The sequence below is a fragment of the Streptomyces sp. NPDC047315 genome (assembly GCF_040643215.1).
Lineage (GTDB): Bacteria > Actinomycetota > Actinomycetes > Streptomycetales > Streptomycetaceae > Streptomyces.
In genome coordinates this window covers 47594-68869 of record NZ_JBEYTZ010000029.1, presented here as the reverse complement: position 1 = coordinate 68869, position 21276 = coordinate 47594, and the positions used below count along the sequence as shown (strand labels likewise).

At 72.1% G+C, this 21276-nt stretch carries 13 protein-coding genes and 1 pseudogene; 10 read left to right on the top strand and 4 right to left on the bottom strand.

Annotated features, from left to right (window positions below):
• Positions 1-36: 36 nt before the first annotated feature.
• A complete protein-coding gene (locus ABZ842_RS29120) occupies positions 37-2223 on the bottom strand; it encodes an MMPL family transporter (protein WP_361543079.1) in 2187 nt (728 codons plus the stop codon).
• A 233-nt stretch (positions 2224-2456) separates the two neighbouring features.
• Between ABZ842_RS29120 and ABZ842_RS29115 the strand changes: the two genes are divergently transcribed.
• The 3 genes from ABZ842_RS29115 to ABZ842_RS29105 all read left to right on the top strand — a co-directional run bounded on the left by ABZ842_RS29115 (position 2457) and on the right by ABZ842_RS29105 (position 6321).
• The gene (locus ABZ842_RS29115; protein ID WP_361543076.1) at positions 2457-3752 is read left to right on the top strand and encodes a histidine kinase; all 1296 of its coding nucleotides are present in this window, start codon (positions 2457-2459) and stop codon (positions 3750-3752) included.
• The gene (locus tag ABZ842_RS29110) at positions 3737-4393 is read left to right on the top strand and encodes a response regulator transcription factor (RefSeq protein ID WP_361543073.1); all 657 of its coding nucleotides are present in this window, start codon (positions 3737-3739) and stop codon (positions 4391-4393) included. Before ABZ842_RS29115 ends, ABZ842_RS29110 begins: the two co-directional genes overlap by 16 nt.
• Positions 4394-4863: 470 nt before the next feature.
• Positions 4864-6321: a DUF1996 domain-containing protein gene (locus ABZ842_RS29105; RefSeq protein ID WP_361543070.1), complete on the top strand. Its 1458-nt coding sequence runs from the start codon at positions 4864-4866 to the stop codon at positions 6319-6321.
• A gap of 43 nt (positions 6322-6364) precedes the next feature.
• On the opposite strand, the gene ABZ842_RS29100 is transcribed toward ABZ842_RS29105, so the two are convergent.
• The gene (locus ABZ842_RS29100; protein ID WP_361543067.1) at positions 6365-6871 is read right to left on the bottom strand and encodes a hypothetical protein; all 507 of its coding nucleotides are present in this window, start codon (positions 6869-6871) and stop codon (positions 6365-6367) included.
• Positions 6872-6983: 112 nt separating this feature from the next.
• On the opposite strand from ABZ842_RS29100, the gene ABZ842_RS29095 reads away from it, so the two are divergent.
• The 4 genes from ABZ842_RS29095 to ABZ842_RS29080 all read left to right on the top strand — a co-directional run bounded on the left by ABZ842_RS29095 (position 6984) and on the right by ABZ842_RS29080 (position 13294).
• A complete protein-coding gene (locus ABZ842_RS29095; protein WP_361543064.1) occupies positions 6984-10118 on the top strand; it encodes an alpha-N-acetylglucosaminidase in 3135 nt (1044 codons plus the stop codon).
• Positions 10119-10473: 355 nt separating this feature from the next.
• Positions 10474-11358: a metal-dependent hydrolase gene (locus tag ABZ842_RS29090; protein ID WP_361543061.1), complete on the top strand. Its 885-nt coding sequence runs from the start codon at positions 10474-10476 to the stop codon at positions 11356-11358.
• 3 nt (positions 11359-11361) lie between these two features.
• Positions 11362-12501 carry a PDR/VanB family oxidoreductase gene (locus ABZ842_RS29085; protein ID WP_361543058.1) on the top strand — a complete coding sequence of 380 codons (1140 nt, stop codon included), beginning with the start codon at positions 11362-11364 and terminating at the stop codon, positions 12499-12501.
• Positions 12502-12562: 61 nt separating this feature from the next.
• Positions 12563-13294: a TetR/AcrR family transcriptional regulator gene (locus ABZ842_RS29080; RefSeq protein WP_361543055.1), complete on the top strand. Its 732-nt coding sequence runs from the start codon at positions 12563-12565 to the stop codon at positions 13292-13294.
• A 116-nt stretch (positions 13295-13410) separates the two neighbouring features.
• On the opposite strand, the gene pulA is transcribed toward ABZ842_RS29080, so the two are convergent.
• Positions 13411-16107 carry a pullulanase-type alpha-1,6-glucosidase gene (gene pulA, locus ABZ842_RS29075; RefSeq protein ID WP_361543052.1) on the bottom strand — a complete coding sequence of 899 codons (2697 nt, stop codon included), beginning with the start codon at positions 16105-16107 and terminating at the stop codon, positions 13411-13413.
• A gap of 69 nt (positions 16108-16176) precedes the next feature.
• Positions 16177-17562: pseudogene (locus tag ABZ842_RS29070) on the bottom strand (alpha-amylase family protein); the annotation flags it as partial.
• A gap of 287 nt (positions 17563-17849) precedes the next feature.
• On the opposite strand from ABZ842_RS29070, the gene ABZ842_RS29065 reads away from it, so the two are divergent.
• From ABZ842_RS29065 to ABZ842_RS29055, 3 genes are all read left to right on the top strand, one after another.
• The gene (locus ABZ842_RS29065; protein ID WP_361543049.1) at positions 17850-19151 is read left to right on the top strand and encodes an extracellular solute-binding protein; all 1302 of its coding nucleotides are present in this window, start codon (positions 17850-17852) and stop codon (positions 19149-19151) included.
• 49 nt (positions 19152-19200) lie between these two features.
• Positions 19201-20142: a sugar ABC transporter permease gene (locus ABZ842_RS29060; RefSeq protein WP_361543046.1), complete on the top strand. Its 942-nt coding sequence runs from the start codon at positions 19201-19203 to the stop codon at positions 20140-20142.
• A gap of 71 nt (positions 20143-20213) precedes the next feature.
• Positions 20214-21047, top strand: a complete 834-nt coding sequence (locus ABZ842_RS29055; protein WP_361543210.1) for a carbohydrate ABC transporter permease — start codon at positions 20214-20216, stop codon at positions 21045-21047.
• Positions 21048-21276 lie beyond the last annotated feature (229 nt).

Here is a 21276-nt window from a genome sequence, read left to right as displayed (position 1 = left end):
GCCTCCGCCTGCACCTCCCTGTGTCCCGTGGCTTCCTCAGACGCCGCTGGCGCTGCGGGTGTGCGGCGCCGGTGCCGTGACGGGCTCGGTCTCGGTCTCGTCGCCGTGCTCCAGTTGCGGCAGCCGGCGCAGCAGCCGCGGGGTGCGCCAGTTGCGGTCCCCCAGGAGGGACATCACCGACGGGAGCAGGACCATGCGGACCACGGTGGCGTCCAGCAGGACCGCGACCGCGAGTCCGACGCCCATCTGCTGCATGGACTGCATGGACAGCGTGCCGAAGACCGCGAACACGGCGACCATGATGGCCGCGGCGCCGGTCACCGCGCCCGCCGTGCGTCGGATGCCCTCGGCGATCGCGGTGCGGTTGTCCGCGCCGCGGTCGCGGGCCTCGCGGATCCGGGAGACCACGAAGACGTGGTAGTCCATCGACAGCCCGAACAGCACCACCAGCACGAACAGCGGGATCCAGCTCTCGATCGCGCCCACCGCCTCCATGCCGAGCGCGGACGCGCCCCAGCCGTGCTGGAAGACGGCGACCATCACGCCGTACGCCGCCGCCACCGACAGCAGGTTGAGCAGGATCGAGGTCACGGCGATCACGTAGGACCGGAAGCAGAGCAGCATCAGCAGGAACGTGACGGCGACGATGAAGGCGAAGACGGGCACGATGCCGCTCTTCAGCTGCTCGTTGAAGTCGACGGACTCGGCGAGCTTGCCGGTGACGCGGGCCTCGGCGCCGGTGCCGGCGAAGGCCGCGGGCACCGTGCGTTCGCGCAGTTCGGCGAGGGCGTCCCGGGAGGTCGCGTCGCTGCCGTCACCGGGCAGCGGCACCTCGATCTCGGCGACGTCCTGCTCCGGGTGGACGGTGACGGTCGTGCCCCGGTCGCCGCCCGGCTCGAAGCTCGCGAGCGCCTTGCGCACCGGCTCCGCCTCGATGTCGTCGGCCTTCACCACGATCCGCGCCGGGTCCGGGCCGCCGGGGAAGCCGTCGGTGATCTGCTCGTACGCGACGGTCAGGGGCGCGTCCGAGCCGAAGAGCTTCTCCATGCCGAGCTGTTCGGTCTTCATCCCGGCCGCGGGCACGGCCAGCGCCAGCATCAGTACGGTCCCGAGCGCGGCGAACAGCCGGGGGCTGCGCAGCACCGGGCCGAGGAGGGAGCCGGCGAGCGCTCCGCTCGCCTGGGCCCCGCGCTTGCCGCGGCGGCGGTTCAGGAAGGGGATGCGGCCGGCGTCGACCCGGTCGCCGAGCCAGGCGAGCAGCGCCGGCAGCACGGTGACCGACCCGAGCACGGCGATGGCCACGACCAGGATGGTGGCGACGGCGAAGCCCTTGAAGAGCATCAGCCCGGACAGGAACATGCCGGCCATGGCGAGCATCACCGTGACGCCGGAGACCAGGACGGCGCGCCCGCTGGTCGCGGCGGCGATCCGCAGCGCGGTCTCGGCGTCCCGGCCCGCGGCCCGCTCGTCGCGCTCGCGCCGCAGGTAGAAGAGGCAGTAGTCGACGCCGACGGCGAGCCCCATCAGGAACATCACCGAGTACGTGGTCTGGAACACGTGCAGCTGGTGGCTGGCGAGGGAGAGCAGTCCGAAGGCGGCGGCGCACGCGGTGAGCGCGAGGCCGACGGGCAGCAGGGCGGCCACCACCGCGCCGAAGGCGACCAGCAGGATCCCGAGGGCCAGCGGTACGGCGGTGAACTCGGCCTTCTTGAAGTCGTCGGCGAGCAGGTCGTTCAGCCACTTCTCGGCGCTGGCGTCGCCGAACTGGTGGACCTCGACGCCCTCGCGCCCCCCGCCCGCGTCGCGTACGGCGTCCAGCACCGGCTGCACCCGGTCGGCAGCGCTGTCGGACGCGCCCTTCATCTCGAAGCGGAGCAGGGCTTCCTTGTCGTCCGCCGAGGCCAGGGGCGGCTCGACGGCGGTCGTCTCGCCGGTCTCCTCGATCGCCGCGGCCAGCGCCCGGGCCGCCTCCCGCCAGCCGCCGGCGGCGTCGGCGCGCACCAGGACGAGTTCTCCGGCGGGCGCGTCGAGCCGGGCGTCCTCCAGGATCTTCTCGGCCCGGGCGGAGTCCCCCGCGCCCTGTTCGGAGTCGGTCATCTCCACCGTTCCCGCGGCACCGCCGACGACGCTGGCGAGCACGACGAACAGGAGCCAGCCGATCACGGCGGTCTTGCGGTGGTGCGCGCTCCATACGCCGATCCGCGCGGCGACATTGCGTCTCATGGTGGTTTCGCTCCCCACGTCGTGCTCCGGTTAGGTTGCGTTTGACGCTAGGCAGCGCGGCGCGGGCGCCCCAGCCGCTTCAGCCCCCTGTGCGGAGCCAAAAGGCGAGGCCAGGGGGGTGGTGCTAGCACCACCCCGGATTCGGTGGCGGGGCCCCGTGTGGGGGCGGGGGCGGCGTCGGAGACTGGAGGGGAAGCGTGGGAAGCAGGATCGGGAGCGAACAGGAGGGCCGCATGGAGGCCACACGGTCGACGCGGGTGACGGTGGCGGAGCGCGGGCGCGCCGCGGTGGCGGCGGGGCTCCAGGGCCTGGCCCTGACGCTGCTGGCGCTGGTCGGGTCGATCGTGCTGTTCGTGCTGTCCCTGGTCTCCATCGCGCTGATCCCGATCGGCGTGGGGGTGTTCACCACCCCCGCCGTGCTCACCCTGGTGCGGATGCACACCGGGCAGCGCCGGCTGCTGGCGGCCCGCTGGGCGCAGACCCGGATCCCCCCGGGGTACCGCCCCTTCCCGCGCGACCTGCGGACGGGGATCACGGGCCAGGTGGAGCGCTGCACGCTGCTGTTGAAGGACCCGGCGACCTGGCGGGACCTCCAGTGGCTGCTGGTGGACATGACAGCCGGCGCGGTCGTGGCGGTCCTCGCCTTCGGAGTGCCCCTGCAGGGCGTGTTCGGGCTGCTGCTCGGCGCGGGCCTGTGGTCCCCGATCGTGGCCGCGGAGGGCACGTACTGGTACATGTTCGTCCCGGTGACCGGCTGGGGCACGGCGGGCATCGCGGCCGGGGTCGGCGCGGCGTTCCTGGCCGCGGGCGTGCGGCTGGCCCCGGCCCTGGTGGGCGCCCACTTCCGGCTGACGGCGGCCGTCCTCGTGCCGAACCGGCAGGAGGAGCTGGAGCAGCGCATCGACCGGCTGACGGAGACGCGGCACGACGCGGTGGACAGCTCGGCGGCGGAGCTGCGCCGCATCGAGCGCGATCTGCACGACGGCGCGCAGGCGCGGCTGGTCGCCATGGGGATGAACCTGAGCACGATCGAAGCGCTGATCGAGAAGGACCCGGCGAAGGCGAAGGAGCTGGTCGCCAAGGCGCGCGAGTCGTCCGCGGACGCGCTCACCGAGCTGCGGGACCTGGTGCGGGGCATCCATCCGCCGGTGCTCGCGGAGCGCGGCCTGGGCGATGCGGTGAAGGCGCTGGCGCTGCGGCTGCCGGTGCGCACGGAGGTCGACGTGGAGTTCACCGGCCGGATGGAGGCGCCGGTGGAGTCTGCGGCGTACTTCGCGGTCAGCGAGGCGCTGACGAACGCGGTGAAGCACGCGGGCGCCCAGCAGATATGGGTGGACGTGTCCCACACCCAGGGTGCGCTGCGGATCGCGGTCACCGACGACGGCCGGGGCGGTGCGTCGATCGGTGCGGGGTCCGGCCTGAGCGGGGTCGAGCGGCGGCTCGGTACATTCGACGGCGTCCTCGCCGTCAGCTCTCCAGCAGGCGGCCCCACCATGGTCACCATGGAGATCCCTTGCGAGTTGTTCTAGCCGAAGACCTGTTCCTGCTGCGTGACGGGCTGGTCCGGCTCTTGGAGGCGTACGACTTCGAGATCCTGGCGGCCGTGGAGAGCGGGCCGGAGCTGAGCCGGGCGCTCGCCGAGTTGGAGCCGGACGTCGCGGTCGTCGACGTCCGGCTCCCGCCGTCCCACACGGACGAGGGCCTCCAGTGCGCGCTGGCCGCGCGCCGGGCCCGGCCGGGGCTGCCGGTGCTGGTGCTCTCCCAGCACGTGGAGCAGTTGTACGCGCGCGAGTTGCTGGCGGACGGCAACGGCGGCGTGGGGTACCTGCTGAAGGACCGGGTCTTCGACGCGGAGCAGTTCGTGGACGCGGTGCGGCGGGTGGCCCGCGGCGGCACCGCGATGGATCCGCAGGTGATCTCGCAGCTGCTGTCGCGGCGGGCGAAGGACCGGCCGCTGGGCGGGCTGACCCCGCGGGAGCTGGAGGTCCTGGAGCTGATGGCGCAGGGCCGGTCGAACGCGGCGATCGCGGGGCAGTTGGTGGTGACGGAGCGGGCGGTGGCGAAGCACACCTCGAACATCTTCGGAAAGCTGGGCCTGCCGGTGTCTGACGACGACAACCGAAGGGTGCTCGCGGTCCTGGCCTACCTCGACCACGGCGCGCAGGCCTAACCAGACGCGCCCTGCCGCGCCCCTCAACGGCCGCGCCGTTTCCCCGCGGGAGCCATGACCACTGCAGCCCGGTGGTGGGCTGGTCGCGCAGTTCCCCGCGCCCCTGACTCGCTGCCCCCGTCATTTGCCTGCAGGCTCAGGGCAGGGGTTTTAGGGGCGCGGGGAACTGCGCGAACAACCACGACGTACCCGCGGAAGACAACGCTCCCGCAGGGAAACGGCGAGGGCATTGAGGGGTACTGGGGGTCCTCTTCGTGCCCGCAGGGTGCCGGGGGCGGAACTGCGCGACAAGCCACCGACGGGTCGCAGGTGACGGCATCGCGCACCTGTCGCGGCGCTGGCGCGCCTGCGGGCTGGCTTTCGCGGGCGCTGAACGCCCCTGGCGTCCCACCCGTATGGAGGGGCGCGCTTCTCCCTCTGCCGGGACCCCCCAAACAACCCTCTCCCCGGCAACGAAGCAGAGGAGTTCCATGGGACGCAACAGCAGGAACCGAAGGAAACGCGCCACCCTGGCGCACCGGGCGATCGCCGCCACCGCCGCACTCGTCCTCGGCGGCGGCGGGCTGGTGGCGATCGACGTGTACGCCTCCGCGGACCAAGGCGGGTCGGGGCGGCAGGAGCGCTCCGCCGTCGACGGCGTCGCGGCCCGGGCGTCGACGATCGACTGTCCGGAGGTGGCGAACGGGCTGCCGCGCGAACTGCCGCCCGCGGCCCGCCCCGCGGTGGACCGGGCGCTCGCCGCGCTGGACGGCCAGATCACGGACGCGTACGCGCGGTTCGCCGACCGCCGGGAGGCGATCGGGCGGGACCCGGCACTCGCCGACGAGCTGGTCCTGGCGCCGCTGCGGGCCGAGCGGCAGGCGGACATCGACCGCATCGCCTCGGCCGTGCGCGACGCCGGCGCGCCGGCGAACGGCCTCGCGGGGCTGGCCGCGTGCACCCTGCGCACGGACGACGACGCGGACGACGGGCCGGACGACGACGAAGCCCCACGGCAGAGGCGGGGGCAGGGGCAGGGGCAGGCCGGCAACGGCCCCGTCGCCTCCGACTTCGTCGACATCCGCACCGTACGCCCCAACGTGCAGCCGCCGCCCAACCGTCGCGGCGCCTCCCGCGGCACCTTCACCACCAGCTGCGGGGTGAACGCGAAGGGACTGTTCAACTCCGACAACGTGATCGTCGCGCCCGGGGTCGCCAACGGCGCCCACCACATGCACGACTACGTCGGCAACCAGGCCAACGACGCCTTCGCCAGCGACGACGACCTCGCGGTCGGCGCCACCACCTGTCGCAACCGGGGCGACCGCTCCTCGTACTACTGGCCGGTGCTACGGGTCCAGAACGGGCGGGCCGAAGCGGACGCCGGCCAGGACGGCGGCGGCCGGGACAAGAACGTCGGGGAGATCCAGACGCCCGTCGAGGTCTCCCTCACCTTCGTCGGCAGCCCGACGGGCCGGGTCTCCGCCATGCCGCGGCTGCTGCGCATCATCACCGGCGACGCCAAGGCGTTCACCAACGGCACCGCGAACGCCAACGCCTCCTGGAGCTGCACCGGCTTCGAGAACCGCCAGCTCAAGGACAAGTACCCGCGGTGTCCGCGGGGCAGCGACGTGGTGCGCACGTTCCGGTTCCAGGGCTGCTGGGACGGGCGGGACCCGAAGAACCCCAAAATCGACAGCCCCAACCACCGCACTCATGTGGCCTTCGCCGACGCCCGCGGCGCCTGCCCGCGCGGCTTCACGGCGATCCCGCAGCTGGTGCAGCGGATCGTGTACGACGTGCCGCGCGGCTCGCGCTTCGCGGTCGACTCCTTCCCGGAGCAGCTGCACAAGCCGGTCACCGACCACGGAGACTTCATCAACGTCTTCGACGAGCGGCTGATGGACCGGATGGTCTCCTGCATCAACTCCGGGCGCCGCTGCCGCTGAACCGGACGCCACGACGGCGGGGCCGTGGGACCGGACCCCGCCGTCAGTGGTGCCCGTGCTCCGAGCCGTCACCCGCCCCCTGATCCGCACCGTGGTCCGCACCCTGGTGCACCTCCCCGCCGAGCCGGCCGCGCAGCGCCGTGACGGCGGCCTCGCCGCCCGAGACGACCCAGGCGCGGCCGACCAGGTACGCACCGCCGTAGTCGTCGGCCGCGTCGAGCCACTCGCGCAGACCGCGCTCGGTCGCGAAGGTGGTCAGGACGTACGCGCCGTCCGCGGTCCGGCAGTTCGCCTGCCGCAGCTCTTCGGTGTCCGTGCGGACGTTCGGGGCGCAGTCCACCTTCGCGGCCAGCTCCTCCAGCGTGCCGGTCGCCGCCTTCGGGGACTCCGCCGCGCCGGTCGGCTTCCGGTCGAGGTCGCCACGCCCGACGCCGTCGCCACGCCCGTCGCCGTCGTCGCCCGGACCGCACGCGGCGAGCAGCGTCAGGGCCACAACTGCCAGTGCCGTACGGGCCGTACGCCGCGCGCCGGCCCCCTTCCTCGCCCTCATCCGGCCATGGTGCCCCCGGGGTGCCGTTGCAAGGGGCGGAACGCCCGGTAACCTGCGCCACGCACGCATCTGTTGTGACGTGGATTACATCGTTTCGCGCAGAGGAGCGCCGATGTTCGAGCCGTCGAGACGTACGGTCCTGGGCACCGCGGGAGCGATCGGAGCGAGTGCGGCCCTCGGTGGCCGCGCGGCTGCCGCCGATCACCTCACCCCCTCCGGACAGGCCCCACCACCGACCACCGTCACCACCAAGACCAAAACCGCCGCCGGCCACGACGCCGAGCTGACCGCGGCCCGCGCCGCCCTCCGCCGGCTGCTGCCGCGCCACGCGGACCAGTTCCGCCTGCGGGCGATCGAGGGCCCGGAGCGGTTCGCCGTCACCGGCGCCAAAGGACGCATCGAAGTCACCGGAACGTCCCCCGCCGTCGCACTGACCGGGGTCCACTGGTACCTGAAGTACGTGTGCCGGGCGCACGTCTCCTGGTCGGGCAGCCGGCTCGACCTGCCCGACGAGCTGCCGGCGCCGCGCACCGCGCTGGAGCGGTCGGCGACGGTGCCGCACCGGTTCGCGTACAACGACACGCACGACGGCTACACCGCCCCCTACGCCGACTGGGCGCGCTGGGAGCGGCTGATCGACGTGCTGGCCCTGCACGGCTGCAACGAAGTGCTGGTGACGCCGGGCCAGGAGGCCGTGTACCACCTGCTCCTGAAGGACTTCGGCTACTCCGACCTGGAGGCCCGCACCTGGCTGCCGGCGCCCTCGCACCAGGCGTGGTGGCTGTTGCAGAACATGAGCGAGTACGGCGGGCCGCTCTCGCCCGAACTGCTGGCGCGCCGCGCCGAGCTGGGCCTGAAGATCGCTCAGCGGCTGCGTGAACTGGGGATGCAGCCCGTGCTGCCCGGCTACTTCGGGACGGTGCCGGACGGCTTCACCGAGCGCAATCCGGGGTCGCGGGTCATCGCGCAGGGCCTGTGGAACGGGCTGCGCCGGCCCGACTGGCTGGACCCGCGCACCTCCGTCTTCCCCCGCGTCGCCGCCGCCTTCTACCGGCACCAGGAGGAGCTGTTCGGGGCGACCGACCTGTTCAAGATGGATCTGCTGCACGAGGGCGGCAGCGCCGGTGACGTGCCGGTGCCGGACGCGGCGCGCGCCGTGGAGAAGGCGCTGCGCACCGCCCGCCCGGAGGCGACGTGGGTGATCCTGGGCTGGCAGTCCAACCCGCGGCCGGCGCTGCTGGACGCCATCGACACCCGTCGGGTGCTGATCGTCGACGGCCTGTCCGACCTGGACACCACCGTCGACCGCGAGAAGGAGTGGGGCGGGGCGCCGTACGCCTTCGGCACCATCCCCAACTTCGGCGGGCGGACCACGATCGGGGCGAACACGGACCGGTGGACGGAGCGGTTCGCGGCCTGGCGCGACCGGCCGGGCAGCGCGCTGGTGGGCACCGCGTACATGCCGGAGGCCGCGGAGCGCGATCCGCTCGCGCTGGAGCTGTTCAGCGAACTGGCGTGGCGCAAGGAGAAGATCGACCGGGCGGCGTGGTTCGCGGAGTACGCGCACGTCCGCTACGGCGGCAAGGACGCGGCTGCGAGCACCGCCTTCGCGGCGCTGGCGGCCACCGCGTACAAGCTGACCAGCACCGACGGGCGGCCGTACGACTCGCACTTCCTGCGCAGGCCCAGTCTGACGTCGTCCATCGGCACCGCGTTCGACCCGGCCGGCTTCGACCGCGCGTTCGCCGCGCTGCTGGAGGTGGACGGGGACCTGCGGGACAGCGACACCTATCGGTACGACGTGACCGACCTGGCACGGCAGGCGCTGGCGAACCGTTCGCGCACCTTGCAGTTCGCCCTGCGGGCCGCGTACGCCAGCAAGGACGTGGCGGCGTTCAAGGGCGTGGCCGCGGTGTGGCTGAAGCTGATGCGGCTCGCGGACACGACGGCCGGCTGCCACCGGGCGTTCCTGCTCGGACCCTGGCTGGAGGACGCCAAGTGGCTGGCGACCAGCCCGGCGGAGGCGGTGGAGCTGGAGCGCACGGCGCGGGCGCTGATCACGACGTGGGCGGACCGGCCGGCCGCGAACGCACTGTCCAACTACGCCAACCGCGACTGGCACGGACTGATCGCCGACGTCCACGTACCGCAGTGGGAGGCGTACTTCACCGAGCTGACGGCGGCGCTGGAGCAGGGGCGGGCGCCCAAGTCCTTCGACTGGTACCCCTCCGAGGAGGCGTGGACGAAGGAGCGCCGCGCCTATCCGACCCGTTCGACGGGTGACGCCCACCGCACGGCGCTCAGGGTGCGCGACGCCCTGGCGAGCGCCGCGTACCAGGGCACGACCGCGGTGACGGTGGACCCGCCGGTCTTCCGGCCGGGCAGTGCGGGCGAGCTGACGGCGACCTTCCGCAACCTCAACGGGCTGCGCGCCACCGGCCGGGTGGACCTCACGCTGGCCGCCGCCGAGCTGTCGCCGCAGCCGCCGGCGACGCGCTCGTTGACGAGCGTGGCCGCGGGTGGCTCCGGCGCGGTCGGCTGGCGGGTCAGCGCGCCCGGTGAGGCCCTGACCGAGCCCCTGCGGGCGCTGCCGTACCGGCTGACGGTGCGGTACGGGCCGAAGGGCGCGGACGCGGTGCCGGTCACCCAGGTCGGCGAACTGCACGTCGCCGCCCCGCTGGCGGCCGAGTGGCACACGTACGCCAACAACGCCGCGGTCTTCGGTCAGCTCGGGGACCGGCTGGCGATCAACGGTGCGGGCAACGACCTGTGGCGGGGCACCGCGCACTTCGGCACGGCGTACCGGAAGGGGCTGCTCACCCCGGGCACCGCGGTCACGGTCCGGGTCGACTCCCAGGCCAACACCAGCAGCTGGGCGCGGTCGGGCATCGTCGTACGGGACGACCTGGCCCGCCCCGGTGCGACCGGCTTCGTCAATCTGGCGGTGACGCCGGGCCAGGGCGTCGCGCTGTCGTACGACTCCAACGGCGACGGCACCCTCGACGTGTACCGCCGGATCACGGGCGTGCGCGCACCGGTCCTGCTGCGGCTGACCCGGGGCCAGGGCGCCGACTTCACCGGGGAGCTGTCCACGGACGGCGGCGCGACGTGGCGCACCATCGCCACGGTCTCGTCGCCGGGCGCGGCGGGCGTCCAGGACGTGGGCGTCTTCATGACGGCGGCGAACGGAGGCAGCGGAGCCCGCGGCACGGTCGCCTTCAGCGGCTGGCGCGTAGCGCCCGCGTAGTTCGAGGCCCTCGCCTCAAGGAACGCGGTCCCGCCGTGGCGCCTGTGCGGTGTCGGCGTCTGCGGGTAGTACGCGGCTTGTCGCGCAGTTCCCCGCGCCCCTGTTTCGCTTCCCCCGTCAGTTGTCTGCGAGCTGAGGCTTCCAGGGGCGCGGAACTGCGCGACAAGCCCACCACCGGGCCGCAGAGACCAACGCGCGGCGCGTAAAACAGGGGCGCGGGGAACTGCGCGAACAGCCACAGACGGGCCGCAGACGCCGACACCGCACAGGCGCCGCGGCGGGGCCGCGCCCGAGCGGAGGGAAAAGCGCGTGCACGCATCTGGTCGCGCGCTTTACCCGTCAGTACATTGACGGCATGTCTAACACGCAGCCCGCTCCGGTCGCGTCGGAGCACGTCGAACTCAAGGCCCGCAAGGTCTCGTTCGACTGGGCGGACTCCCCTCTCCACTGGGTGCCCGGCGATCCCTTCGCCACCCACACCATCAACGTGCTCCACCTGCTGCTCCCCGCCGGGGAGCGATGGTTCATCCACGTCTACAAGCAGGTGCTGCCGCTGATCGAGGACGACCGGCTGCGCGCGGACGTCATCGGCTTCATCGGCCAGGAGGCCGTCCACTCGCAGGCGCACGACGACGTACTGCCGCACCTCAAGGCCCTCGGGCTCGACCCCACCCCGTACACCGCCCAGGTGGACTGGATGTTCCAGAAGCTGCTGGGCGACCGCACCCTGCCGCCCGGGCGGGCGCGCCGCTGGTGGCTGCTGGAGCGCGTCGCGCTGATCGCCGCGATCGAGCACTACACCGCCTTCCTCGGCAACTGGGTCCTCAACGCCGACGAGCTGGACCGGCGCGGCGCCGATCCGATGATGCTCGACCTGCTGCGCTGGCACGGCGCGGAGGAGGTGGAGCACCGGGCTGTCGCCTTCGACCTGTTCACCCACGTCGACGGCGACTACCGGCGCCGGGTGCGCACCTGGGCGACCGCGTTCTCCACCCTCGTCTTCCTCTGGCAGCGCGGCGTGCGGTTCTTCATGGCGAACGATCCGCTGCTCGCCGACGGCAAGGCGTCGTTCGGGCAGTTCCACCGGGCGGGCCGGGCGGGCGTGCTGCCGGCGACCGGCGACATGCTGCGCTCCATCCCCCGCTACCTCAGCCGCGCCTATCACCCCTCCCAGGAGGGCAGTACGGCACAGGCGGTGGCCTATCTGGCGTCCTCCCCCGGCGCGAACGGGGGCCGCTGAGCGATGGCCCCCCGCCCCCTCAACCTCGGCGCCCTGGCTCTCACCGCCGGTGCGGCCGGTGCCGTCGCCCTCGCCAAGCGGGCGGCGCGGCGCCGCATCGAGCGTTCCCCGCTGTGGCCGATGCCGGCGCTGAGCGAACCCGTCTCCGGACAGGGCCGGGCGCGCGGCATGGCCCCGATCGCCGCCGGCCGGGGCGCGACCGCCACACGCCGGCAGATCGTCACCGTCACCGTCACCGAACGGACCGAGCCCGCCGACGGAGTCGTCCAACTGCGCCTGGAGGCCCCAAACGGAGCGCCGCTGCCGCCCTGGCAGCCGGGCGCCCACCTCGACCTGGTGCTGCCGTCGGGGCTCGTCCGGCAGTACTCGCTGTGTGGCGACCCGGCCGAGACGGGGGCGTACGCGGTGGCGACGCGCCTGGTCGACGACGGCCGCGGCGGCTCGCGCGAGGTGCACGAACGGCTGCGCGAGGGGGCGCGGATCGAGGTCCGCGGGGTGCGCAACCGCTTCCCGCTGGTGGCCTCGCTGGCGTACGTCTTCGTCGTCGGCGGCATCGGGATCACGCCCGTCCTGCCGATGCTGCGGGCCGTCGCCGCGGCCGGCGCCGACTGGCGGCTGCTGTACTGCGGTCGGTCGCGCGCCTCGATGCCGTTCCTCGACGAGGTCGAGAAGCTGGGCGCGGACGGCGGGCGCGTCACCGTCGTCGCCACGGGTGCGGACGGCCGGCCGGCGTTGGACTTCCTGACCTCCGTGAGCGCGGAGACCGCGATCTACTGTTGCGGGCCCGGCGGGTTGATGGACGCGGTCGCCGGGCTGCTGCCCGAGGGCCGGGCGCTGCACCTGGAGCGGTTCGCCGCCGACGCGGGCGCGGCTGCGCCCGGCGCCGCCTTCGACGTCGAACTGCGCCGCTCGGGCCGGACGGTACGGGTCGAGGCGGACCAGTCCGTACTGGCGGCCGTCCATACGGCGCTACCGAACGTGGCGTACTCCTGCCGGCAGGGTTTCTGCGGTACCTGCCAACAGACCGTGCTGGCCGGCGAGGTGGACCACCGCGACGACCTGCTGACCGACGCCGAGCGGGACGACTCGATGCTGATCTGCGTCTCCCGCTGCCACGGCCGGCGCCTGGTGCTCGACTTGTAGCGACCCGGTGTGGGCGACCTGTAGAACATGTGCACGGAGGGCAGTCGGTACGCTGGTGGACATGACGACCGGGGTACGCCGCAGGATGGGCGTCGAGGAGCGCAGGCAGCAGCTGATCGGCGTGGCGCTGGACCTTTTCAGCGCCCGCTCCCCCGACGAGGTGTCGATCGACGAGATAGCCTCGGCCGCCGGCATCTCCCGACCGCTGGTGTACCACTACTTCCCCGGCAAGCAGAGCCTGTACGAGGCGGCGCTGCGCCGGGCCGCCGACGACCTGGCCGCCCGGTTCGTCGAGCCGCAGGAAGGGCCGCTGGGCGCCCGGCTGCTGCGGGTGATGCGCCGCTTCTTCGACTTCGTCGACGAGCACGGGCCCGGCTTCTTCGCGTTGATGCGCGGCGGCCCGGCCGTCGGCTCCTCGCGGACGACGGCGATGATCGACGAGGTGCGGCAGGCGGCGTACGACCAGATCCTGTCGCACCTGCGGATCGCGGAACCCCCGGTGCGCCTCGCCCTCGTGGTCCGCTCCTGGGTCTCCCTCGCCGAGACGACGGCGCTGCTGTGGCTGGACGGCCGGCGCATTCCGCGCGGCGAGTTGGAGGTCCAGTTGGTGCACGACTTCGCGGCGCTGTGCGCGGTGAGCGCTTCGTACGACGACGAGACGGCGGCCGTGATCACCGGGGTGCTCAAGGACGAGCCGGTGGACGGCCCGTTCGCGGATCTGCTGGGCCGGTTGATGGCCCTGGTGCCGGCCGGCCCGCAGGGCGCGACGGGCCAGGTGCCGGCCCCGCGCTAGGTCGTGTCTGACAAATCCCGTCTGGGCCGCGGCTCCCGCCCTCAGGGGCGGACGACGCTATTTGTCAGACACGACCTAGGGCCCGGGCCCCTCGCGGGACCCGGGCCGTGCGCGTCTCACCTGCTGGTGAAGACCGCCACCGTGCGCGCCGGGACGGTGAAGGAGCCCGTCCCCCGCTCGTACGACGAGGTGGCCGCCGTACGGTCGGAGCCCCGCGCCTGGAGGGGGTGCAGCCGGTGCGCGGCGCCCGCGAGGGACGGCACCTGCTGCGTCTGCCGCTGGGGCGTCGCGTTGAAGACGACGACGAGGTCCCCCGCCTTCATCGTGATCACACCGGGCGTCTCGTCCGTCCCGGACAGCGGGAAGGAGACCGACTCCTGCACCTGCTCGGCCGTCGCCCGGCTGAACGCCGGCTCCGCGGTGCGGATCGCGAGCAGGTCGCGGTAGGCGGCTGAAGCGGCCCGGACCTGCGGGCAGCCGGCCGTGACGCCGGGCGTGGCCAACAGCGGCCGGGCGCGGTCCCACTTGTCCCGGTTGTCGGCGGCCGGCGGCAGCCCGCGGCCGAAGCCGTTGCCCTGCCGGCAGTCCCAGCGGATCGCGTTGTACCAGTCGCCGCTGTCGTACGAGTTGCGGTCCAGCGACTTGGAGCGCAGCAGGTCGGTGCCGGCCTGGGAGAGCGTCGGGCCCTGCGACAGCAGCGAGGTCGCCATCGCCAGCACCTGCATCCGCGCCCGGTCGTCCGCGGACGTGGTGCGCGGCAGCTTGAAGGCGAGGGCGTCGTACAGCGTCTCGTTGTCGTGGGCGTCGGAGTAGGCGACGGCGTCGCCGGGCTGCGCCGCGTACCCGGCCGGGGCGCCGTTGTAGTCGACCTCGGAGCCCCGCACGGTGCGCCCCCGGCTGTCGGTGAAGGCGTACGAGGCCAGGTTTCCGGTGAGCCCGACCTTGATCAGGTCCTGGTAGTGCAGCAGTCGGGCGCGCTGCTGTTCGGGGGTGCCGTTGGCGGCGGCCGGGTTGGGGTCGGTGTACAGCCCGGAGGCGAAGCCCTGGACGCCGGGGTCGTCGTCGAAGGGCCCGCCGCCGCGGATCGCGTCGCGCGCCCGGTCGGAGAAGGTCGCGATCCCGGTGCCGGCCATGTGCTTCTGGGTGGCCTGGACGAAGCGGGCGTCGTCGGCGACCTCGCCGAAGTTCCAGCCCTCCCCGTACAGCAGGACCTTCTTCCCGTCGACGCCGTCGCGGGCCGGGGTCAGCGCGTCCAGGGCCTTGCGGACGGCCAGCATGTTGGCCTTGGGGTGGTGGCCCATCAGGTCGAAGCGGAAGCCGTCGACCTTGTACTCCTTCGCCCAGGTGACGACGGAGTCCACCACCAGCTTGCCCATCATCGCGTGCTCGGGGGCGGTGTTGGCGCAGCAGGTGGAGGTGGCCACGCTGCCGTCGGCGAGCAGCCGCTGGTAGTAGCCGGGCACGATCTTGTCGAGGACGGACTTGTCGTCCTGGCCGCTGGCGACGGTGTGGTTGTAGACCACGTCCATCACGGTGCGCAGCCCGCTCGCGTTGAGGGCGGCGACCATCTCGCGGAACTCGACGGTGCGGCGCGGTCCGTTCGGGTCGGTGGCGTACGAGCCCTCCGGCACGGTGTAGTGCAGCGGGTCGTACCCCCAGTTGTACGCGTCCTTCGCCGCCGTCTTCGCGATGCACGCCTGCTGTTCGGCGGAGTCGGGGGCGTACGCGGTCAGCTCGCAGGGCGGCTGCTGCTGGTCCCGGCGGCGCTCGGGGATCGTGCCGATGTCGAAGACGGGCAGCAGGTGGACGTAGGAGGTGCCGCTGGCGGCCAGGGCCTTGAGGTGCCTGCTGCCGGTCGAGTCGCGGTCGGCGAAGGCGCGGTAGGTGCCGGGGTGGTCGGCGGTGGGGTCCGCGACGGAGAAGTCGCGCACGTGCAGCTCTTGGATCTGGGCGTCCCGCAGCGGCACCGCGGGCGGCTTGCGCAGCGTCCCCCACCCCTTGGGCGCCAGCTTCGGGTCCTTGAGGTCGACGGCCAGGCTGCGTCGGGAGTCGGTGGTCAGGGCGGTGGAGTACGGGTCGGTGACCTCGTTCACCACGGTCCGCTGCACGCTGGGGGCGAAGACCGTGACGCGGTAGCGGTACGGCTTGCCGGCCCAGGCGCGCGGTCCGGTCGCCGACCAGACGCCCGAGGCGTCGTCGCGGCGCATCGGCACGGCCCGGCCGTCGAGGTCGAGGGCGACGGTGGTGGCGGTGGGCGCCCAGACGGAGAGCGTGACGCCCTTCTTCGTGAAGACGGGTCCGAGGGCGGCCTTGGTGGCCTTCGCCGCGTACAGGTCGTCGAGGACGCCCGCGGTCTGCACCCCGGTCGCGGCGAGCAGCGCCCCGGTGGCGTCGCGTTGGGTGGCGACCAGTTGGCCGCGCAGGGCTTCGGGAGCCCGGCGGGCGTCCCGGGCGTCGACGGCGAAGGCCGGGTGGTTCTTGAGGTGCGGGTGCTTCGTCTTCTGGGCGTCGGTGAGGGCGGTGGGCTTGAGCCGCAGTCGGCGGCCTTCGTCGCCGAGGTCGCCGGCCGCTGCGGGGGCCGACCGCCCGGCCGCGTACACCAGTTCCTGGCTGGTCGCGGGCGTTGCCGCGATCTGCCAGACGACGGTGGTGCGGTCGATCCACTGCGCCTCGGCCTTGGTGGGGGCGGGGGCGGGTGGTGGCGCGGGGGCGGCCTGCGGCGGCGGGGGCCCGGTCCAGCCTGCCGACGCCCCGACCAGCAGTGCGGCGACGAGGGCGACGGTGCAGCGTCTCGTCCGTCCGTTGCGGACCAACGTGTCACTTCTCCTTGGGTAGTGCGGCCGTGGGGGGCGGCGAGCTTCAGGTGCGGGCGCCGGCGTTCAGCTGCAGGTGCGGGCGCCGGTGTGCAGGGCCAGAGCGGTGGACGGCGCCAGGGTGGCGGTGAACTGTCCCGAGGCGTTCACGGTCACCGGGCGCTTCGACTGCACGTCGCAGTACGTGCCGGGTGCCAGCGCCGTCTGGAAGGTCCTGGTCAGGGGCGTGCCCTGGTGGTTGATGGCGACGTACGCCCTGGTGCCGCGGCCGAAGGCGATGCGGTCGCCGCCGTCGTCCCACCAGTGGGTCACCGGCTCGCCGCGGGCGGTGTTGCGCAGGGCCACCATCGAGGCGATCTCGGGCCAGGCGTGCTGGCACTTCCATCCGTCGCTGAAGCAGGCCCGCACCGCGCCGTCGTTCGGCGGTCCGGCGTCGCGGTCGGTGAACTCGTAGCCGGAGTGGACGTCGGGCGCGCCGTAGGGCCAGGCGAGCATGAAGACGTTCGCGAGGGTGTAGGCGGCGCCGTCCTTGTACGAGAGGGTGTCGCCGCCGCGTTCGGTGTCGTGGTTGTCGACGAAGACGGCCGCTTTGCCGGACTCCAGGTGGCCCCAGCCCTCGCCGTAGTTCTTCAGGTACGCCAGGTTCTCCTGCTGGAACACCCGCTTGAGGTCGCGGGCGTAGCGGAACTCCTGGACGTCGCCGTTGCCCAGGTACTCGGCGGGCGAGACGGCCTCGCCGTCGCCGTGGATGGTCTCCTGCTTCCAGTAGGCGTCCGGCTTGGTGAGCCGGGCCTTGATGTTGGCGAGGTCGGCGGCGGGCATGTGCTTGGCGGCGTCGATGCGGAACCCTTCGACGCCGAGGGAGAGCAGGTCGTTGAGGTAGCGGGCGATGCGTCTGCGGACGTACTCCTCGCCGGTGTCGAGGTCCGCGAGCCCGACCAGTTCGCACGACTGGACGTGCCAGCGGTCGCGGTAGTTGGTGATGGGGTGGCGGCAGTCGTCGAAGTCGAAGCCGGAGTAGATGCCGGGGTAGTCGTACTTGGTGTAGCGGGAGCCGCCGGTGCCGGTCCCGTCGCCGGCCGACATGTGGTTGATGACGGCGTCGACGACGACCTTCACACCGGCCGTGCGACAGGTGTTGACCATGGCGGCGAAGGCGGCGCGGTCGCCGAGCCGGCCGGCGATCTCGTAGCTGACGGGCTGGTACGAGGTCCACCACTGTGCGCCGCGGATGTGCTCCTGGGGCGGGGACACCTGGACGAAGCCGTATCCGGCGGGGCCGAGTTGCTCGGTGCAGGCGCGGGCGACGGCGTCGAAGCGCCACTCGAAGAGGACGGCGGTCACGTCCTTGGGGCCGGGCGGTGCCGCCTGCGCGGTGGGGGCGGGGGCCGTGACGGCGAACGATGCCGCCGCCACGAGGGCGAGCACGGCGGACAGGGGTCTGCTGCGGGGCATGTCTCCTCCTGAAACCTTTCGCAAGTTTCCTTGCAAGAACTTGTCGTTTCTTGCAGCAACTCCGGCGCCCCGCCTGGCTGCAGACCGTAGAAGACGTCCTGAAGGGCGGTCAACCCCCGTGCCATGACCACGAAATCCGTAGGACACGGGGAGGTTACGACCTGGACACCGGGCCCGTTTTCTTTCTGCAAGGTCTTTCGCAAACTCTTGCAGGACTGTTAGCTTCACGCCGCAGCAGCCAGGCCCGTTGAGGACTGGCAGGTCCTGACCTCAATGAGGAGTTCACGATGCGCAAGGGCATGACGGTCACCGCGATAGCGGGCGTACTGGCGCTGACCGTGACCGCGTGCGGCGGTGGCGACGGCGGTTCCGGTGACAGCAGCGGCAAGAAGGCGGCCGAGGACCCGGGGTCCGTGTCCGGCTCGATCACCTGGTGGGACACGTCGAACGAGGCCGAGGGGCCCACGTACGACAAGCTCGTGGCCCAGTTCCAGCAGGAGTACCCGAAGATCAAGGTGAACCGCACCTCGGTCTCCTTCGACCAGGCCGAGCAGAAGTTCAAGACCGCGGCCCAGTCCGGCAAGGGCGCGCCCGACGTCATCCGCACCGACGTCGGCTGGTCGGCCGGGTTCGCGAACCTCGGCTACCTCCAGCCCCTGGACGGCACGCCCGCGCTCGACGGCGTCGACGACTTCCTGCCCGGGCCGCTGTCCACGGCCAAGTGGCAGGACCAGACCGTGGGCGTCCCCCAGGTCACCGACACCCTCGCGCTCCTCTACAACAAGGAGGTCTTCGCGAAGGCCGGCATCACCAAGCCTCCGGCCACCTGGGACGAGTTCATCGCCACCGCGAAGACGATCAAGGAGAAGACCGGGGTCACCGGCACCCAGCTGAACCCCGAGGGCTACTTCTCCCTGCCGTTCCTGTACGGCGAGGGCGCCGACATGCTCGACGTGTCCGCCAAGAAGATCACCGTCAACAGCCCCGAGGCCGTCAAGGGCATGGAGACCGCCCTCAAGCTGGCCCGCCCGGACGTGGCGCTCAAGCCCGCCACCACGGACGGGTACGTCGCCGCCCAGACGTCCTTCAAGGACGGCAAGATCGCCATGGTGATCAACGGGCCGTGGTCGGTCTCCGACGACTACAGCGGCAAGGCGTTCAAGAACAAGGACAACCTCGGCATCGCCAACATCCCCGCCGGCTCGTCGGGCAAGGCCGCGGCCCCCATCGGCGGGCACAACTACTCCGTCTACCGGGGCTCCAAGAACAAGGACGCGGCGTACCTGTTCGTGAAGTTCATGGCGTCGGCCAAGAGCCAGGAGCTGACCGCCAAGGAGATCAACACGCTCCCCACCCGGAAGTCCGCGTACACCGCCGAAGTCACGGCGGACCCGGCGAAGAAGGCGTTCCAGCAGGCGCTCTCCATCGCCAGGTCCCGCCCGGTGATCCCCGGCGTCGGCGACCTGTTCGTCGCCTTCGACCAGCACTACGTGAAGGTGCTGCGCGGCGACGCCTCCCCCGAGGAGGGCCTGGACGCGCTCGCGAAGGAGTGGAACACCAAGCTCCTGAAGGACTACAAGACGAACTAGGGCGCCGCTCGCAGACCTCGCCGCCGCACCCAGGGACGTACGGAGAAAGATGACCACCCTCATAGTCAGGACCAGACGGTCCTTCACCACCCACTGGTACGCGTGGGCCATGGTCCTGCCGGTGGTGATCGTCCTCGGCGTGCTCATCGGCTATCCGCTGGGCCGCGGGATCTACCTGTCGTTCACCGACGCCAACGAGGCCAACATCGGCCGCACCATCGGCGACTTCGAGGTGCCGTCCTCGTACTCCTTCGTCGGGCTCGACAACTACTGGAACATCCTCTCCGGCAAGGAGGGGTCCTTCTACCCGCGGCTGACGTGGACCGTGCTGTGGACGCTGAGCTGCGTGCTGCTGCACTACGGGATCGGCCTCGGGCTCGCCCTGCTGCTCAACCGGCGCATGCGCGGCCGGTCGCTGTACCGGGTGCTGCTGGTGTTGCCGTGGGCGGTGCCCGCGTTCGTCGCCGCGTTCGCGTGGAAGCTGATGTACAACACCGACAACGGGGTTTTCAACGCCCTGCTCGGCAAGGTGGGCGTGGCCCCCGTCGACTGGCTCGGCGACCCCTTCGTGCAGAAGCTCTCCGTCATCGCGGTGAACACCTGGCTCGGGGTGCCGTTCATGATGGTCGCCATCCTCGGCGGACTCCAGTCGATCCCGCGGGAGCTGCACGAGGCCGCCGAGATGGACGGCGCGTCGCCCTGGCAACGGTTCGTGCACGTGACGCTGCCCGGCCTCAAGCCCGTCAGCACCACCGTGGTCCTGCTGGGCACCATCTGGACCTTCAACATGTTCCCGATCATCTACCTGGTCATCGGACAGGCGGGCGGCACGGAGAGCGAGATCCTGGTGACCTACGCGTACCGCCTCGCCTTCCAGGGAGTGCGGGACTACGCCGGATCGGCGGCGTACGGCATCGTGATCCTCTCGCTGCTCCTGGTGTTCTCCGTGTTCTACCGCGGCATGCTCAACCGTCAGGAGGCCGCCAAGTGAGTGCCGTCGAGAAGACGCCGACCGTACGGGTCGAACCGAGGGCGGTCGGGGCCGCGGAGCCGGCGCGGCGGGTGCGCGGGCGCGACGAGCGCTCGCGCGGCGCGTCCGTCGCGCTGCACGCCACCTTGATCACCGCCAGCGTCGTCGCGCTCTTCCCGGTCGTCTTCATCGTGCTCGTCTCGATCCGCGGCGAGAACGGCTGGACGCACCCGATGGAGCTGGAGGGCTTCACCCTCGCCAACTACCGGCACCTGCTGGGCGAGACGGAGTTCGCGACCTGGTTCCTGAACTCGGTGCTGATCGCCGGCGGGACGATGCTGGTGGGCGTGTTGATCGCGGCGAGCGCCGGCTACGCGGTCTCCCGGCTGCGCTTCCCCGGCCACCGGTCGCTGATGTGGACGTTCCTGGTGTGCCAGATGTTCCCGGTGGCGGTGCTGATCGTGCCGCTGTACAACATCCTCGGCGAGCTGAAGCTGCTCGACAGCTACGGCGGTCTGATCGTCACGTACTGCTCGGTGTCCGTGCCGTTCTGCGCGTGGATGCTGAAGGGGTACTTCGACACCATCCCGACCGAGATCGACGAGGCGGGGCGGGTGGACGGGCTCACCCCCTTCGGCACCTTCTGGCGGCTGATCGTGCCGCTGGCGCGGCCGGGGCTGGCGGTGACGGCCTTCTACACCTTCCTGACCGCGTGGAGCGAGGTGGCGTTCGCAACGTCCTTCCTCAGCAGCGAGGGCAAGTACACCCTGGCCGTGGGCCTGCAGACGTTCGTCGGTCCGCACCGCGCCGAGTGGGGGCTGATGACCGCGTCCTCCGTGCTGATCATGCTCCCGGCCGGGCTGCTGTTCTTCTTCGCGCAACGGCACCTGGTGGCCGGACTGACCGCCGGCGGCACCAAGGGATGAGGCGCGGGCGCAGCCGCCTGCGGGACTGCCGGCGGCCCGGTTGGCGGGACCGCCGGCAGCACTGCCGGCGGCCCTGCTGGCGGCACTGCTGGCGGCACTGCTGGCGTATCCACGCCAGAACGGCGAACGGCGCGTTGAGCACCGGCCGAACGGGGCAGAACATCCCTGTCCATGACGGCGCAGACGTGCCCACACCACCGCAGAAACAAACAGACAAGCGCAGACGACC